Source organism: Thermaerobacter composti (assembly GCF_033582035.1).
Taxonomy (GTDB): domain Bacteria; phylum Bacillota; class Sulfobacillia; order Thermaerobacterales; family Thermaerobacteraceae; genus Thermaerobacter; species Thermaerobacter composti.
The window spans coordinates 2,547,844-2,564,477 of record NZ_CP132508.1 but is presented as its reverse complement, the minus strand read 5'-3'; the positions used below and the strand labels follow the sequence as shown (position 1 = coordinate 2,564,477).

Genomic DNA, 16,634 nt, shown 5'->3' with positions numbered 1-16,634 from the left:
GATCAGGGGGGAGCGGGCGTGCGCGGGATCGTGACCTACGACCGACGGGACCTGCGGGCGCTGCGCGAGATGGGGTTGTTGGACCGGCGCCCTCGCCTCCACGTGTTCTACGAGATCAAGAGCGTCCTCGGTCGGACCGATCCGCCGGTTCCCGGCGTGCACAACATGATCAGCTGCTTCGGCGACAACCGCGCCGTCCAGCGCGACCCGGGCCTGGCGGCCGTGGGACCCGGGGGGATGCGGGCGGTCCGCGGGACGCCCTACTTCGACTGGGACTGGGTCTGCCCCAGCGACGAGGGCTATCGCCGGAGCCTGCTGGACCTGGTGGCGCGAGCCGCGGCCCAGGCCGTGGCCGGGATCCGCCTGGACACGGTGGGCTTCCCCCGGGAGGGCTTCTGCCGCTGCCCCCGCTGCCAGGCGGCCCAGCGGGCCTCGGGCCTGGACGAGGAGACGTGGCGGGCGGCCACCATGACCGCGTTCATCCGCGAAGCGGTGGCCCGGGCGCGGACGCCGCGCGCCGCGGCGGACGCCGGTGGGGGTGCGGCCCCGCGCGCTGACGGCGGGAATCCGACCCCCTCGGGATCCGTCCCCCCGCCGGAGCCCGCGCCGGCGCCCCGGCCCGTGTCCGTCACCCTGTACCCCGATCCCTTTGGCGACCATCTGTTTCGCCGCTTCGGCCTCGACGTGGCCCAGCTGGGCCGCCTGGTGGACTTCTTCGTGATGCCCATCTACGACCTGCATTACAGCACCACCTATTGGGTCGAGGCGCTGGCGTGGGGATTCCGCGACCTGCTGGGGGACGTCCCCTTCGTGGTGGAGCTCTACGCGCTGAACGTCGATCGCAAGGGGCTGCTCAAGGCGGCCCGGGTGGCCGATGCCTACGCCGACGGGATCCTGCTGGCCTACGAACGGGCGCCGGAGGCCGTGGGCATCTTGGACGAACTCGGCCCGCCGCCGTCCCACAGCCGCCTGGCCGGGTAGGGCGGACTCACCGGTCGCGGGCCGGGGCTGGCGCCCCGGGCGCCCGCGCGCCGCACGGTGGCGACGGTTCCCTGGCCGGGTGGGACGGGTCGCCCGCTTGGGCGGGGGCGACCCGTTGGCGAGATGGTGGACGCTGGTGCGAAGGCTGCCGGGGCGAGGGGAGGGGCCGCTCGGCGGTGACCACCGGGTTTCCGGCCGCGGGGCGGGTGACGACGCTCGCCGCCGGTTCCGCCCGCTCCTCGGCCGCGGCCGCCGCATCCCCGGGCCCTCCCGCCTCGCCTGCTTCCAGACGTCGCAAGGCCCGGCTGCCCGCGAACAGGGCCAGCAGCAAGAGCCCCTCGACGACCCCATAGGGCAGCTGGGGGTGGAGGTCGAACAGGGTGCCGGCCACAAGCGGTCCGGCCATCCGACCCATGCTCTCGAAGGACGCCTGTATGCCGAGGGCGGTGCCCTGGCCCAGGCGGGTCCGACGGGAGACCAGCGTGGTCAGCGGCGGCCGGATCATCGCCAGCGCCACGCCCCAGACGGCCACGGCGGCGGTGGCCTGGCCGACGTCGCCGGCCAGGAGCAGCAGGAGGAAGGCCACCGCCCCGGCCAGGAAGCCTGCGCTGGCCGTCCGCGTCTCCCCCCACCGGCCCATGGCCGAGCCCACGACGGTGAACTGGACGGCGGCGGAGGCGATCCCCATGACCGAGAACGCCATCTGATTGGCGGACTCCGGCGCGCCCATCCGCTCCATCAAGTAGTAGCCCAGCATGGAGAAGACGCTGGAGCCCGCCACGGCCGCGACCAGCACCAGCCAATAGCAGGGCGCCTCCGGGCTCGCCACCGCCAGCTGGAGGGCCTGCGGCAACGGCGGGCGGCGTCCGCCGCCAGCGGCGCGGGGTGGCGGCGCGGGCAGGACGAAGGCGGCCAGGACGGCCGTCAGGAGGATCGCGAGGCCCCCGGTCAGGGCGAGGCCCGGGAAGCCGTAGCCCAGGGCGATGATGGGCACGCCGAGGAGGGGCCCCAGGACGAAGCCGAGGTTGCTGGCGCCGCCCATCATCGCCAGCGCCGGGCCCCGCCGCTCCGGTGGCGTCAGGTCGGCGACCAGCGCCTGGGCGGCGGGGAAGGTCGAGGCCGAGAGCATCCCGCCGAGGAACCGGACGGCGATCAGCGCGGCCACGGAGTGGACGAAGGCCATCGCCGTGAAGGAGAGGCCGAAGCCGGTCATGCCGGCGATCAGCACGGGTTTGCGGCCGATGCGGTCGGACAGCGACCCCCACATCGGCGCGAAGAGGAACTGGGCCAGGGCGTAGAGGGAGACCATCAGGCCCATCTCCACGCTGCTGGCGCCCATCTGGCGGGCGAAGTAGGGCAGCACCGGGAGGACGATGCCGAATCCCGCCACCGTCAGGAACATGGTCAGCAGGAGAACGAAAAACCCGTGGCGGGAGAGATCGCCGCCAGCGGGTGCCGCTTCCTGCGGGGTCACGATGGGTGCGCTCCGCTCCGGCATGGCCGACCTCCGCGGGGATGCCCACGAGCTCGCGAGGCGCGGTGGGCCTGGAAGACCGCACCTCGGCGAATACTTCGGTACCCAAAGTATTTTAGCGCGGAAGGAGCGGCCCACCAAGCGGCGGGGGCGGCCCCGCTGCCCAGCGGCGCCGTCGGCCGCGTCAGCGGCCGCCCCCAGCATCCGCGCCGAACCAGCCCTCGAGGCGTTCCCGCTCGAACGCCAGCTTGCGGGCCAGGAACTCCCGGGAAGGGGACGCCACCTCGACCCGCGGCGCGGGTTCGGCCAGGAACTCGCCGCGCACCACCGTCGCCAGCCCGCCGCCCAGCTCGAGGAAGCAGTAGCCCTCGCCGCGATAGCGCTCCGGCGGCGGGCCGCCGGTGATCTCGGCCGCGATGGCCGCGGCCGCCACCGCGGCCTCGCCCTCGGCGAAGATGCCCGCCTTGGGCAAGGGCTGGCCGTTGGCCATGGCGATCTGGGTGCAGTCGCCGATGGCGTACACCCGCGGATGGCGCGTGCGCAGGGTGGCCGGATCCACCGCGATCCACCCGTCGGCCGGCGCCAGGCCGGCATCGACGGCGACCTGCGGCACCCGGTGGGGCGGCACGCCGAGCAGGAGATCGTAGGGCTCCCGGTTCCCCTCGGCGTCCACCAGCGCCCCCGGTTCGACCCGGACGAACCGGCGGTTGGGGTGGAAGGCGATCTGGCGCAAGGCCAGGCTGGATTCGATGGCCTGACAGCCGGCGGGGCCCGCCACGGGCAGGGAGCTCGGCTGCGGGGTGAAGACGGCGATCTCGAAGGCGGCCCGGTCCCCAGCCTGGCGCGCGGGGATGCCGGTCCCCGCCGCGGCGGGCCGCCCATCCTGGAGCTCTTGGCCCGCGGCGTCGGCAGCGGTGGCCCCGTCCTGCCCCGGACCGGGGGGCCGGCGCCATCCCTGGCGCAGGTAGTCGTCAACCAACAGGGCCGCCTCGTAGGGAGCCGGCGGGCACTTGTAGGGCAGACCGAGGATGGCCACCACGATGCGCCCGCCCGTCAAGGCCGCCAGTCGCCGGCCGGCGGCCAGGGCGCCGTCGGGATCGTACAGGTTGAAGGCGTTCGGTGCCTCCAGGAAGCCGGGGACCCGGTCCGGCCGTGGCTGGGCCCCCAGGGCGACGATCAGGTAGTCCCACTCCAGCCGGCGCCGGTCCCCGGCGGCCGCGGGGGACGCCGCGGCGCCCCCCGCGGCGCCGCCCGCCGGTTCCACCTCCACCCACCGCCCTTCGGGGTCGATGGCGGTGACGTGCGCCTGCAGGTACCGGATGCCGCGCGCGGCCAGGGCGTGCTTGGACCGGGTGGCCTCGCCGGGCCGCGTCTTGCCCACGAGGAGCCACGTCTTGCGGAACCCCAGGCGGAAGGTGGGGTTGGGGTCGACGAGCACCACCTCGTGACCTGGATCCAGCCGGGCGCGCAGCTCCAGGGCGGCCTTGATGCCGCCCCACCCGCCGCCGGCGATGACCACGCGCTGCGCCACCGCGTCACCCCCTCGACCATGCCCGCGGGCATCGTGTTCACCCCTCCACCGTCAAGCCGCGCTCCTCGAGAAAGCCGCGCAGCCGCCTTCGCACCTCCTCGCCGGTGGCCAGGGCCACCAGCTCCTCGGCCAGCTGGCGCGCCTCGTCGTAGCGGATCCCCCGGACCACCTGCTTGACCTCCCATAGCGCCCGCGGGTGCATGCTCAGCTCGGTGATCCCCGCGCCGACCAGGAAGGGCGTCGCCAGGGGCTCGCCCCCCAGCTCGCCGCACACCCCGGCCCAGATGCCCGCCTCCTCGGCCGCCCGGCCCACCTCCAGGATCAGGCGCAACACCGCCGGGTGGAGGGCGTCGTAGAGGGCGGCGACCTCCTGGCTGGTGCGGTCCACGGCCAGGGTGTACTGGGTCAGGTCGTTGGTCCCCACCGAGAAGAAGTCGACCTCGCGGGCCAGGGCGCGGGCTGCGAGGGCGGCCGCCGGCGTCTCCACCATGATCCCGACTTCCACCCGGCCGCGGGGGATCCCCTCCCGGTCCAGGGAGGCGGCGGCCTCCTCCACCGCCTGGCGCAGGCGCCGCACCTCCTCCCGGGTGGTGACCATGGGGAACATCACGCTGATGGGGCCCTCCGCCGCGGCCCGCAGCACCGCGCGGAGCTGGGTGCGCAAGAGGTCCGGGCGCGCCAGGCCGAGGCGCGCACCCCGCAGGCCCAGGGCGGGGTTCATCTCCTCGGGCCAATCGATGAAGGGCAGCCGCTTGTCGGCGCCCACGTCCAGCGTGCGCAGCACCAGCCGCCGCCCCCGCAAGGCCCGGACGGCGGCGGCATACGCCTGCCGCTGCTCCTCCTCCCCGGGCGGGCGCGACCGGTCCAGGAACAGGAACTCCGTGCGGAAGAGGCCCACGCCCTCGGGGCCGTAGGCCTCGGCGGCGCCGATCTCCTCCGGTCGGCCGATGTTGATGGCCAGTTCGATCCGGCGACCGTCCCGCGTCACGGCGGGCAGGTCCCGCAAGGCCGCCAGGCGGCGGGCCCGCTCGGCCTGGGCGGCGGTGGCCTGTTCCACCGCGCGCCGCCGCTCCGGGCTCGGGTTGAGGATGACGCGGCCGGCCGAGCCGTCGACCACCACCGGCTGCCCGGGGGTGACGGCGGCCACGGCGCCGGCGGCACCTGCCACCGCCGGGACCCCGGCCCCGCGCGCCAGGATGGCCACGTGGGAGGTGGCGCCGCCGGCCTCCGTCACCAGACCGAGCACCCGCTCCCGCGGCCAGCGGGCGGTGTCCGAGGGGGCCAGGTCGTGGGCGACGATGACGCTGGGCTCCTCGGGGGCCAGGTCCAGCGGCACGTCCAGCAAGGCGGCCAGCAGCTGGCGGCCCACGTCGCGGACGTCGGCGGCGCGGCCGCGCAGGTACTCGTCGTCCAGCTGCTCGAGGGCCTGGGCGAAGGACTCGGTGACCGCGGCGACCGCCGCCGCGGCGGTGCGCCCCTCGGCGGTGATCGCCTGGCGCACCCGCTGATCCAGTTCGGGATCGTCCACCAGCAACTGATGGGCGGCGAAGATCGCCGCCTCCTCCTCGCCGGCCTGCTCCCGGGCGCGAGCGGCCAGGTGGTCCAGCCGCGTCCGCACCTGCTGGCGGGCGGCCTCCCAGCGGGCCACCTCCGCCTCGGGCTCGACGGGACCGGCGGGCGGTGGTACCGTCAGGTCGGGCGGTTTGTAGACCCAGGCCGGGCCCAGGACGAGCCCCGGTGCGGCGGCGATCCCCTCGATGATGCGCTCGCCGGCTTCCTCAGGGGACCTTCCTACGGCCTCCTCCGGGGCGCCGCCTGCGGCGGCACGACTCCCCACAGGCGATGGGGCGCCGTCTGTGGTGAACCCCTCCGGGGGATCCGAGGCGTCCGCCCGGCTGCCGGGTCGGGCCGGGACCGGCGCGCGGCCCTCGGCCTCCCGCTCCCTCGGTGGCCGGCTGTGTGCGGTGCGCGGTGGGGCCGGTTCGTCCCGCACGGCATCACGACCCTTCGCCAAAGTTGGTCTCCACGAGCTCCTTGAGCGCCGCCACGGCCTCGGCGGCGTCGTCGCCCTCGGCGCGGATGGTCAGCACGGTGCCCTGGCGCGCCCCCAGGCCGAGGATGGCCATCATGCTCTTGGCGTTGGCCGTCTTGCCGTTGGCCTGGACCTCGATCTGGCTGCGGAAGCGGCTGGCGGCCTGGACGAAGAGCGCCGCCGGACGGGCGTGCAGGCCCGTGGGATGCTGGATGGTGACGGTGACCTCCGCCATGGAGAACCCCTTTCCGGGGGCGGCGCCGCGGGCGGGACACCCTAGAGGGCGAGGAGGGAGTGCCGTGGACGAACGGGCCACGGGCCCAGCCGGGGCATCCCGGGACGGCGCACCCCATGTGGTGATCGTGGGGGCGGGTTACGCGGGGTTCGCCACAGCCCGCCGGCTGCGGGCGGCGCCCGCCCGGGTAACCCTGGTCAACCCCTATCCGTATCACTACTTTACAACACTCCTCCACGAGCCCGTGGCGCGACCGCGCCAACGGGAGCGGATCGCCCTGCCCCTGGCGCCCTACCTGCCGCCGAACGTGCGGCTTTGGCTGGGACGGGCGGTGGCCATCGACCCCCGTCGACGGGCGGTGGAGGTGGAGGAACGGGCCACGGGCACCCGGCGCTGGCTCGAGGCCGACCGGCTGGTGGTGGCGGTGGGCAGCGAGCCCCTCTTCTTCGGCATCGCCGGGCTCGAGGAGCGGGCGCTGACCGTCCGCGACCTGACCTCCGGGCCCCTGATCCGCAGCACGGTGGAGCATCGCCTGGCGCGCTACGCGGCGGGGGCGATGGGCGCCGAGGGGCGCCGCATCGTCGTCGGCGGCGGTGGTTACACCGGGGTCGAGCTGGCTGCGGAGCTGGCCGAGGCGCGGGACGACCTGGCGCGGGCGACGGGGGTGGCGGCCCACGCCATCGAGATCTACCTCGTCGAGGCGGCGCCCACCCTGCTGCCGGGATTCGACCCGGCGTTGACGCGCTACGTCACTCGGTTCCTCGAACGCGCGGGGGTGCGGGTGATCACCGGCACCCCCATCGCCGAGGTGACGCCGCGCCACGTGGTGCTGGCCGACGGGCGCCGGTTGGAGGCCGGCACGGTGATCTGGACCGGGGGCGTGCGGGCCCACCGGCTGGTGGAGCAGGCCGGCTTCGAGGTGGACCGGCGCGGTCGGGCGTGGGTCGACGGCCACCTCCAGGCGCGCGGGTTCGAAGGGGTGTACCTGGCGGGCGATGCGGCCGCCTTTCCGGGCGACGACGGTCGCCCGTTGCCGCCCACCGCCCAGGTGGCCCTGCAACAGGGCGAGTACCTGGGGCGCGCCCTGGCGCGCCGGCTGCGGGGGCTGCCGGTGGAGCCCTTCCGGCCGCGCGTCCTGGGCACGGTGATCAGCCTCGGCCGGCGGGACGGGGTTGGCTTGCTGGGGAGGGGGTACCGGGTGACGGGGCGGGCGGCCCGGGTGCTCAAATCGGCCACGCTGTGGCGATACCTGTATCGGATCGGCGGGGCGCGGCTGCTGATGCGGGTCCTGGGGGGCGCGCCGCTCCAGCCGCTACCCGGCCGGCCGGAGCCGTGAGCGATGGAGCGGGCGCCGGCGTTGACCGCTTGGGCCCGCGGGCTTGCAGCCGCGACCGGCCGGACGGGACGTCGCGGGATCGGGGTCGGCGCGGGCCGTTCCGTTGGCGGCCAAGCGGCGTGGCGGGTGGGCGGCGGCCGAGGGCCCGGCGACGGGGGGCGGGGCGCGAAAATCGGCGGCGAGGGGTCTTTTGCGGGACCGCGGGACGTGGTACACTACCTCCAGTTAGCCGTTCGGTAGGCCGGTCTCGACGATCGGGCTTCACCGTCGCGACCAGGACCCGGCCATCGGGGGCAGCGGGGAGCCGGCACCCGCCGCCGACGGGGCGGGATCCCGGGAGCGTCCCGGCTAGCGAGTCTCATCATCTGTACGGAGGTATCCGCGGTTTGACCGGGACAGTCAAGTGGTTCAATGCGGAGAAGGGCTACGGCTTCATCACCCGCGACGATGGCCAGGGTGACGTCTTCGTCCACTTCTCCGCGATCGTCGGCACCGGTTACCGGACCCTGGAAGAGGGCCAGAAGGTCACCTTCGACGTCGTCGAGGGCGAGAAGGGGCCGAAGGCCCAGAACGTCATCGTTCTGTAAGTCCAGGCACCGGAAGCCCGCGGGCGCCGCACGTTGGTGCGGCGCCTTTGCTTTTCTCGCCTTCTCGCGGCGCGCCGCACGGCGGCGCGCGACCCTCCCGGCGGTGCGCTACCCTGGAGATAGGTTTCGGAGGGACGGAGGGCGGGGCCGGTGCCAACGGACCGCCGGCCCGCCTGGGGGTGCGGGCCGGGGGCTCGTTTCGGGATCGGGCCTCGGGTCGTCGCGGCCGGGGCCCCGTTGCGGCTCCCGGCCGTCGGGCCGGCGGGGGCGGCGGGAAGGCCGTCCGGGGCCGGAGGCGGGGCGGCGGCCGGCCATGGAGGAGGCGGAGGCGGGGATCGGCCATGACAGCCGGAACGGCGGCGACGGGGATGCGGTGCAGGGACGTCGGGTCGCGCCCGTGGCGCAAGGTGCCCGAGGGGTTTCGCCCGTGGCGCAGGGCGCCCGACGGGTTGCGCCCGTGGCGCAGGGCGCCATCGAGCCGCGGCCCCACGGGCCTGCGGACCCTCGGTTCCCTGGGCGCCCTGCGGCCCCTGGGGCCTGTGGTCGTGGCCGCCGTCCTGCTCGCGGTCCTGTCGCGACCCGCGGTGGCGCGGGACGGGGACGGGTCCTGGTTCCGACGCTACCCGCTGCCGGCGGGGAGCCAGCCCTGGAGCCTGGCGGTGACGCGGGACGGGACCGTATGGGTGACGTTGACCGGGACCCGGCGGCTCGGCGCCCTGGACCCGGTCACGGGCCGGTGGCGGTTCGTCGACCTCCCGCCGGCGGTGAGGCAACCCGCCCGGCTGGCCGCCGGGCCGGACGGCGCCCTGTGGCTGACCGACAACGACTTCGGCCAGGATCCCCCGGCGGTGCTCTACCGCTACGAGCCGGCCGCGGCGCGGGCCGGCCCCGGGGGAGGGCGGGCGTCGGGGAGGTGGCGGGCCTATCCGCTTCCCTTCGCCGGCGCCTCGGCGGCCCTGCCGACGCGGGAGGGGGTCTGGGTCATCCAGTTCCAGGGCAACCGCCTGGCCCGGCTGGACCCGGCCACGGGCCGCGTGGAGACGCACAGGATGCCGCTGCCCGAGCACCCGTGGCCCTCCACCTGGGACCTGGACCGGGACGCCGACGGGCGGCTGTGGACCGTCAGCCCGCGCACCGGCACCGTGTACCGGTTCGACCCGCGGGACGCGACCTGGGCGTCCTTCGCGTTGCCGCCCGACGTGGCGGGACCGGCGGGGGTGGCGGTGACGCCGGACGGCACCGGCGTGTGGGTGACCGAGCACGGCGGCCGCACCATCGGCCGGCTCGACGTGGCGACGCGGGCCTGGGTGCCGCTCCTGACGCCGCCGGCGCCGCCCGGCGAGGAGATCCAGGCCACCCGTCCCAACGACCTGGAGTGGGACGCCGAGGGCCGCCTGTGGGTGGCGCTGCACACCGGCAACGCCCTGGCGCGGATCGATCCCACCAGCGCGACGTTGGAGCTCTTCCCCTTCCCGGCGACGGAGCCGAAGACGTGGGTCCAGTGGTTGGCCCGGGCCCCGGACGGCGCCCTCTGGTTCGCCGCCTACGGCCGCGACTACGTGGGCCGGGCGGATCCCGCCGCCCTGCCCTTGGTGCAGCTCGCGGCCACGGCGGAGGCGGTGCGGGTGGCGCCGGGGGCGACGGTGGGGGTGCGCCTCGCCCTGGTGGACCCGCAGCGCATCGGGGGCGGCCGCGTGGATTGGGAGGTGGCCGACCTGCCCCGCGGCTGGCAGGCCCGGTGGGAGGAACGCGGCCCCGGGGCGGCGCGGGTGCGCCTGGTCGTGGAGCGCGGGGCGGAGGCGGGGGTCTACCCCGTGGTGGTGGCGGCGCGCCTGGGGGACGGACGGGTCGTCACCCGCACCGTGCGCCTCGAGGTGGCGCCGGAGGCCGCCCTGCCGTGGGCCACCCTGGCCGGCTTCGGTGCCCTGGTGGGGGCCTTGACCGTGGGCTGGATCGGCGTGCTGGCCGGGATCCGGGGCGAGCGGGCGCGCCGGTGGGCGAGCCGCTCGTCGCCGGCAGGCGCTGCCGGCGGCGACCCGCCCGGCGACGAGGCGGACCCCGCATGACGCGGTGCCAGGCCGGGCGGCGAGGGGCGGGGCTCCCGGAGGGAGGACAGGGCGAGGGGCTCTCGCGGCGGGGACGGGCGGGGCGGTCCTCGACGGCGTGGACCGGGCGGGGCGGGTGGCTGCCGGGACGAGGACGGGCTGCGCGGCTTGCGAGGGCGATCCGGCGGGGTCGCTCCCCGGGGGCGGGCGGGACCCACCGCTGCGGAGGAGGGCGGCTGCGCGGGTCACGTCTCCGGACCGGGGTGGCGGGGCGACGATCCCCTGCGCATCGCACTCCCCGGCCCGGGGTCGGGGTGGTGGCGGACGGGTCGATGCCCGGCCCGAGGCGGCCGGCCCCGGCCCCGGGTCGGCCCCCGATGCGAGGGCGCCGGCCGTTGTGCTATGCCGGTGGAGAGCGGCACCCCGGTCCACCCATGGATTCCCCCGGCGACGGGAAGGCTCCGGGAACGGGGCGACCCGGGACGGGCAGGGGACCGCGGGAGGGGCCGGGATCCGATCCGGACGGCGACGGGCCCGTCGGCCCGCGACCGCGAGGGGAGGGCTTGTCATGATCACCGGAATCATCGGAGCCCCGGGTCTTTGCGGGACGGGAGCGAGGGTGGCGTCGGGCGACGGCGGCACCGGCGGCGGGTCGCGGCGCCCGCCGCGCTGTCGGCGCAGACCGTGGGCAGGCGCGGTCCTGCGGGCCGCCGCCGGCCTGGCGGTCCTGCTGGTGGTGGCGGGGTTCGCCGCGGGGTTCGGAACCGGGCGGGCCGAGGCCCACGCCGCCCTGGTGGGCAGCGAGCCGGAGCGGGGAGCCCGCCTCGAGGAGCCGCCGCGGGAGGTGGCGCTGACCTTCTCGGAGCCGGTGGAGGCCGAATTCAGCGAGCTCACGTTGCGCCGCGAGGGCGGCGGTGCGGTGGAGCTGGGGCCGGTGCGGGCGGAGGGGGAGACCCTGCGCGCGGAGGTCCGCGGTCCCATGCCCGCGGGCGACTACGTCCTGCGTTACCGCGTGCTCTCCCAGGACGGCCATCCCGTGGAGGGGGAGGTGCCCTTCTCCGTGACGGCGGCGGCGCCGTCACCGGGCGCGGGGACCACCGATCAGCAGCCCGCTCCGCCGGCGGCCGAGCCGGACGAACCCGGCGGTGCCGCCCCCCCGGCCTCGCGGCAGCTGGCGCCGCAGGGCGGTGGCACACCGCGGTGGCTGTGGGCGGCGGCGGTGGCCGTCGTCGCCGCGTTGGCGGCCGGGCTCATGACCCTGCGCCGTCGCACCCGGCGGTGAGGGGACGACCCCGGCGACCGCCGGCGACGGGGCGGGAGCGCCATCGGGGGAGGGGTGCGGCGTGCCCGAGCTGGCGGCCGGAATCCTCCGCTGGATCGGCCTCCTGGGCCTGATGGGCCTGGCCGGGCCCGCCATCCTGGACGGCTGGATCCTCCGCGGCCGCCCCGGGCTCGACCCGGGGCCGGGTCACGCCCGGCGCAGCCGCCGCCTGGCCGTCACGGGCGGGCTCCTGCTGGCCGCCAGCGCCCTGGCGGCGGCCATGGTCGCCGCGTGGGAGCTCACCCAGGGCCGTCCCGCGTTGCTGGGCCGGTTCCTCGTGGGCACCCACACCGGGCGCGCCGCCCTGATCCAGGCGGCGGTGGGGCTGGCTGGCGCGGTCCTGGCCTGGCGATGCTGGCCCGGCGGGCTGCCGGCGGGCCGGACGTGGGTCCTGGTGGCCCTCGCCGCCGTCGCCGCGGTGGTGTGGAACAGCCACGCCGGCATCCGCGGCGGTTCGGCGCTGGTGGTCGACGGCCTGCACGTGGCGGCGGTCGCCCTCTGGATCGGCGGCCTCCTGCGCCTGGCGCTGCTGGACTGGCGTGCGCTGGAGCACCGTGGGGAGCTGGGATCGCCGCGGGTCCTGGCCGCCTTGATCCGTCGCTTCTCCGATCTGGGGGCGCTGGCCGTCCTGGCGACAGCCGTCAGCGGCATCCTGGCCGCTCGGCGCAACCTCTACGGCGCCGACGCCCTGATCCGCAGTCCCTACGGCCAGGCGTTGCTGGCCAAGCTGGCCCTGGTGGCCGTGCTGCTGGCCATCGCCGCGGTCAACCTCTTCGCCCTGCGGCCGTGGCTGGAGCGCGCCGCCGGGGCGGTCACGCGCCGGACCGGAGGCGCCAGGCGTCGCCGCGGGGCGCTGGGCGGGGCGGGTGCCGGGAGCGCCGACGGGCCGGGCCGCGACGCGGCCGATGCCGTCGGCGCGGGGCACGGGGCGGGGGGCGCCGGCGACCCGCCGCCGGCGGCGGGTCGCCGGCCGGCCGTCGTGGTGCGGCGCCTGGTTCGCGCCGAGGCCGTCGCCGCGGTGGCGGTCCTCCTGGCCTCCGGCATCCTGGCGGTGCTGCCGCCGGCCGATCGCCCCGCCGCGGCCACGGAACCGGTCACCTGGCGGGCCGAGGTGGGCGGCGAACCGGTGGAACTGGCGCTGCAGCCCGGCCAGCGCGGGGCCGTGACCCTCTCCGCCCGGTCGCTGGGCCGGGTGCCGCTGGCCCGCGGGCTGGTGCGCCTGGACATGCCCGAGCACCCCATGGGCCTGTATCAGGTCGCCCTGAGCCCGCCGGCGGATCGCGGCGCGGGGAGCACCGGGACCCTGGAGGCCCGCGCGGTGCTGCCCATGCCGGGGCTCTGGCGCCTCACGTGGACCCTGGCGCTGGAGAACGGGGCCCAGGCCACGGTGACCACGGACTTCGAGGCGGCGGGTGCGCCGGGCAACCAGCGTCAGGGGCGGCTCAGCCTGCGCGCGGCCTTCCAGTCGACGGGCGGGGCGATCCAGGCGACGGTGGCCCTGCTGGGCCTGGTCGAGGCGGCGGCCCTGGTGGCCATCGGGTGGCGGCGGCTGTGGCCGATCCCCTTCGGGGCGGGCCTGATCGCCCTGGCCCTGGCCGCCTGGCTCCTGGGACAGGTGGCCTGGATCGACGCCTACCCCACCACGTACGTGCCCAACCCGCTGCCCGACAGCCCGGCGGTCGTCGCGCAGGGCCGCCGCGTCTACGAGACCCACTGCGCCGCCTGCCACGGGCCCGAGGGACGGGGCGACGGCCCGGCCGCGGCGGGCATGCTGCCCCCACCCGCCGACCTGACCGGCGTCCACGTGCGGCAACACACCGACGGCGACCTCTACTGGTGGATCACCCACGGCATCGAGGGCACCGCCATGCCGGCCTTCGAGGACGTCCTCACGGAGGAGGAGCGCTGGGCGGTGATCCGGTTCATCCGCCGCCTCGATCCGCGGGACCGTTGACGTCGCCAGGATCCCTCAGGGCGTGTCCCCCCACTCGCCGGTGCCTGCCGGGGACCCCTCCCCGGCGCCAGCCGGGGCCGGTTCGTCCGCCGCGTCGGCCGCCGACCGGGCCAGCCCGAGGCAGATCAGGATCAGGGTGAAGGCGGTGAGCGCCATGAAGGGGATGGTGATGAACCCGAACCAGTCGATCCAGGGCGTGAAGCACGGGGCGTCGGCCCCGCAGACGGGCAGGCGCAACCCGGGCACCTGCTCCTGCAGGTAGTGGAAGGCCGCGATGCACCCGCCTGCGGCATTCAGCGGCAGGAGATAGGGGATGATCCGGCGGTCGTCCCGGTAGCTGGCGAGGCCCAGGAGCAGCGCCTGCGGATACATGAAGATCCGCTGCCACCAGCAGAGCTCGCAGGGGACGAAGCCCAGGACCTCGCTGAAGTAGAGGCTCCCCAGCGTCGCCACCGTGGCCACGACCCACGCCAGATAGAGCCCGTAGATCTGGAAGAACCGGCGCATCGGCGACCTCCGTCGGACGTCGCGGCGCCAGGCCGCCTCGCGGCGCCCCGCGGTCCCGCGTTCGGCCGCCGGGCCGCCGCGTCCGTCCTCGCCCGGCGCCGCGGCCCAGATCAGGGCGGGGGATCCCCGCGTGTCCCCCGGGCCCCGTCCGGCCGCGGTTCGGCGGCCCCGGCGGGCGGCACGAAGTCCCGGCGGCACCGGGGCCCTGGCCCCGCCCGGTCCCGCCCCTGAACCCGCCCTGGTCCAACCCGCCGCCCGGGTCCCGTTCCCCGACCCGCCCGCGCCCGTTCCCCGGGCTGCGGCCGCTGGACCCTACTCCGCGTCGCCCGGGGCGGCGCCGCCCTGCCTCCGGGCCAGCGCCTCTTCGACGGCGGCCTGCAGGCCCTCGAAGGACCAGTCGTCGACGAACCGGCCGTCGACGAAGATGGCCGGCGTCCCCTGCACCCCCGCCTGGCGGGCGATGGCCCGGTCCGCCTCCACCTCGTCCCGATACCGGCGGGCCCGGAGGTCGGCGGCGAGCCGCTCGGCATCGATGGAGGGTACGGCCTCGCGGGCCAGCTCCACCAGGAACTCGGGCGTCGCCCACTGCTGGTCCTCCGGACCCTGGCGCTGCATCACCCGCTCGATGAAGGCCCACGCGCCCTCGGGGTCCTGGGCGTAGACCGCCTCCAGCGCCTCGGCGGCGGTGTCCGAGTCGGGTCCGATGAAGGGGTAGTTGATGAAGTAGAAGCGCACCTTGCCGGTGTCGACGTAGGCCGCCTTGAAGCGCGGGAACTCGTGGAGAGTGAAGTCCCGGCAGTAGGGGCACTTGAAGTCGGCGAACTCCACCACCGTCACCGGGGCGTCGGGCGACCCCAGCATCGGCTGGCGCTCCAACTGGAACACGTCGGCGGGGACGGCGCCCTCGCCGGGCTCGGGTTGACGGGTGGCGGCCACGGCCAGGGCGACGGCCAGCACCACCACCGCGGCGGTCCCCAGGGTCAACCAGCGCAGGCGCCGCCGACGGGCCTCCGCCTCCCGGGAGGCGAGGCGCGCGGAGGGGCCGGATCGCCGCCCGCTGGACGGCGTAGCGGCCGCCGCGCCGCGGTGGCGGCTGCGGTCCGCGCCCGGCGGCGGGGTCGACTTGGACGTCACGCTCCCCATCCTTTCGTCAGGGCTCGGCTAGTCCCATGGTAGCGGGAGCGGGCCGGTCTGGGAAGGCGCGGGCCCTCGGGCCGCGGGGTGGATGCGCGGACCGGCGGTGCCGCGACCGGACCCCCGGGCCGCTCAACGGCGCGGCGCCGCCAGCAGCCACGCCATCAGGCCGAGGCCCAGCCAGCCCATCAGCGGGTAGAGGACCCGCACCAGCGCCGCGAAGCCGGCCCCCGCGACGGTGGTCGCCGCCGCGGCCGCCGCCACCACCGCGAGCCGGTAGGATCCGCTGCCCGGCGGGGCGAGCCGGCTGGCCAGCCCGTAGAGGCTGCCCACCGCGGTGGTGAAGATCTCCGTCCAGAGCACCGCGGCGACCCCGCCGCGGAACCACGCCGGCAGGCCGCCGGCCAGGTACAGCACCGGGATCTCCCGGGTCGCCGGGGCCGGCATGTGGACCAGCATGGCCAGGTGCAGCAGCATGGCCAGGCCGGCCAGCCCGACACCGCCCATCAGGCTGCCTTGCCGACGGGCAGCCGGAGGCGCGACGCCGCCCAGCGGCACCAGCACCGGCAAGGCCAGCAGCAGGTTGAAGCCGGCGTAGAGCAGGGCCGCCAGGAGCCAGTGGGCGGCGGGCGCGGCCGGCAGCGCCGTCGCCACCGGCGCCAGGGCCGGGGAGCCGCGCCCCGGGGCCCCGCCGGGGGATGGGGGCGGGAGGGTCCGTCCCAAGGGTACGGCCTCCGGCAGCCGCGGTTCGGCGGGAGGCGGCGGCAGCGGTGCCGCGGCGTGGCTGAGGCCGTGCACGGCGACGACGACCACGGCCAGCACCAGGACCGGCACCACCACCGCGTTGGCGGCCAGCACGCCGGGCAGCCCGCGCCACACCGTGGCGGCGCAGAGCGCCGCGAACACCAGCCGGCCGGTCCACGGGGACCACCCCAGCTGGTCGGCGGTGACGGCCGCGGCTCCTGCCGTCATCACGCCGACGCCGGCGAAGAGGGAGGCCACCAGCAGGCCGTCCAGGACGGCGCCGGCCCACGGTCCCGCCGCCAGCGCCAGGGCCTCCCGATACGAGGGGGCGCGGGTGCGGGCGCCCAGCTCCAGCCACCACCGTCCCCCCGCGGCGAAGGCCGCCGCCACCAGCGCGATGCCGGCGGTGCCCGGCCAGCCGTACAGGGTGAAGAACGACAGGATCTCCTGGCCGGACGCGAAGCCGGCTCCCACCACCGTGCCGATGAAGGTGGCGGCCACGGTCCAGGGGCCGGGCGCCGGTGGAGCGGCCGCGTAGGCTGGTCCCCGGTGCGCGGTCATGGCACTCCACGGTATGCGCGATGGCGGGACGGTAGGCCTGGGGGGAGCCGACGGGGGCCGAGGGCCGGGGGCCGGAGGCCGTGAGGCCGCCCGCGGCGCTGCCGGTCGACACGGTCCGGCGCAACGAGTAAGATGGAGGACGCACCGGTTGCGATCGTTCGGCACCCGGCTGCGAGTCGGCGACCTGGGTCG

At 76.6% G+C, this 16,634-nt stretch carries 13 protein-coding genes; 6 read left to right on the top strand and 7 right to left on the bottom strand.

What is annotated here, in order from left to right; genetic code table 11:
- Window positions 1-18: 18 nt before the first annotated feature.
- Entirely contained in the window at window positions 19-981 is a 963-nt protein-coding gene (locus Q5761_RS10385; RefSeq protein WP_318750554.1) for a hypothetical protein, read from the top strand.
- Between the two features lie 7 nt (window positions 982-988).
- On the opposite strand, the gene Q5761_RS10380 is transcribed toward Q5761_RS10385, so the two are convergent.
- The 4 genes from Q5761_RS10380 to Q5761_RS10365 all read right to left on the bottom strand — a co-directional run bounded on the left by Q5761_RS10380 (window position 989) and on the right by Q5761_RS10365 (window position 6,253).
- A complete protein-coding gene (locus tag Q5761_RS10380) occupies window positions 989-2,479 on the bottom strand; it encodes an MFS transporter (RefSeq protein WP_135224303.1) in 1,491 nt (496 codons plus the stop codon).
- A 160-nt stretch (window positions 2,480-2,639) separates the two neighbouring features.
- Complete coding sequence (locus Q5761_RS10375; RefSeq protein ID WP_135224302.1) at window positions 2,640-3,986, bottom strand: NAD(P)/FAD-dependent oxidoreductase; 1,347 nt, start codon at window positions 3,984-3,986, stop codon at window positions 2,640-2,642.
- Window positions 3,987-4,023: 37 nt separating this feature from the next.
- The gene (gene ptsP / locus Q5761_RS10370; RefSeq protein ID WP_318750553.1) at window positions 4,024-6,000 is read right to left on the bottom strand and encodes a phosphoenolpyruvate--protein phosphotransferase; all 1,977 of its coding nucleotides are present in this window, start codon (window positions 5,998-6,000) and stop codon (window positions 4,024-4,026) included.
- Window positions 5,984-6,253, bottom strand: a complete 270-nt coding sequence (locus tag Q5761_RS10365) for an HPr family phosphocarrier protein (protein ID WP_135224301.1) — start codon at window positions 6,251-6,253, stop codon at window positions 5,984-5,986. The genes ptsP and Q5761_RS10365 overlap by 17 nt, the downstream gene beginning before the upstream one ends.
- Before the next feature lie 64 nt (window positions 6,254-6,317).
- Between Q5761_RS10365 and Q5761_RS10360 the strand changes: the two genes are divergently transcribed.
- From Q5761_RS10360 to Q5761_RS10340, 5 genes are all read left to right on the top strand, one after another.
- Window positions 6,318-7,589, top strand: coding sequence for an NAD(P)/FAD-dependent oxidoreductase (locus tag Q5761_RS10360; RefSeq protein ID WP_318750552.1), 1,272 nt, complete (start codon window positions 6,318-6,320; stop codon window positions 7,587-7,589).
- Window positions 7,590-7,975: 386 nt separating this feature from the next.
- Window positions 7,976-8,176, top strand: a complete 201-nt coding sequence (locus Q5761_RS10355) for a cold-shock protein (RefSeq protein ID WP_135224299.1) — start codon at window positions 7,976-7,978, stop codon at window positions 8,174-8,176.
- Between the two features lie 341 nt (window positions 8,177-8,517).
- Entirely contained in the window at window positions 8,518-10,242 is a 1,725-nt protein-coding gene (locus tag Q5761_RS10350; protein WP_318750551.1) for an SMP-30/gluconolactonase/LRE family protein, read from the top strand.
- A gap of 547 nt (window positions 10,243-10,789) precedes the next feature.
- On the top strand, window positions 10,790-11,503 hold the full coding sequence (locus Q5761_RS10345; RefSeq protein WP_318750550.1) for a copper resistance protein CopC: 714 nt from the start codon (window positions 10,790-10,792) through the stop codon (window positions 11,501-11,503).
- A gap of 61 nt (window positions 11,504-11,564) precedes the next feature.
- Window positions 11,565-13,496 carry a CopD family protein gene (locus tag Q5761_RS10340; RefSeq protein WP_318750549.1) on the top strand — a complete coding sequence of 644 codons (1,932 nt, stop codon included), beginning with the start codon at window positions 11,565-11,567 and terminating at the stop codon, window positions 13,494-13,496.
- Between the two features lie 15 nt (window positions 13,497-13,511).
- Here the strand turns inward: Q5761_RS10340 and Q5761_RS10335 are convergent, their stop codons facing one another.
- The 3 genes from Q5761_RS10335 to Q5761_RS10325 form a co-directional block, all read right to left on the bottom strand.
- On the bottom strand, window positions 13,512-14,003 hold the full coding sequence (locus Q5761_RS10335) for a disulfide oxidoreductase (protein WP_318750548.1): 492 nt from the start codon (window positions 14,001-14,003) through the stop codon (window positions 13,512-13,514).
- A 312-nt stretch (window positions 14,004-14,315) separates the two neighbouring features.
- Entirely contained in the window at window positions 14,316-15,137 is an 822-nt protein-coding gene (locus Q5761_RS10330; RefSeq protein WP_318750547.1) for a DsbA family protein, read from the bottom strand.
- A gap of 132 nt (window positions 15,138-15,269) precedes the next feature.
- Entirely contained in the window at window positions 15,270-16,442 is a 1,173-nt protein-coding gene (locus Q5761_RS10325) for a hypothetical protein (protein ID WP_318750546.1), read from the bottom strand.
- Window positions 16,443-16,634: the final 192 nt, after the last annotated feature.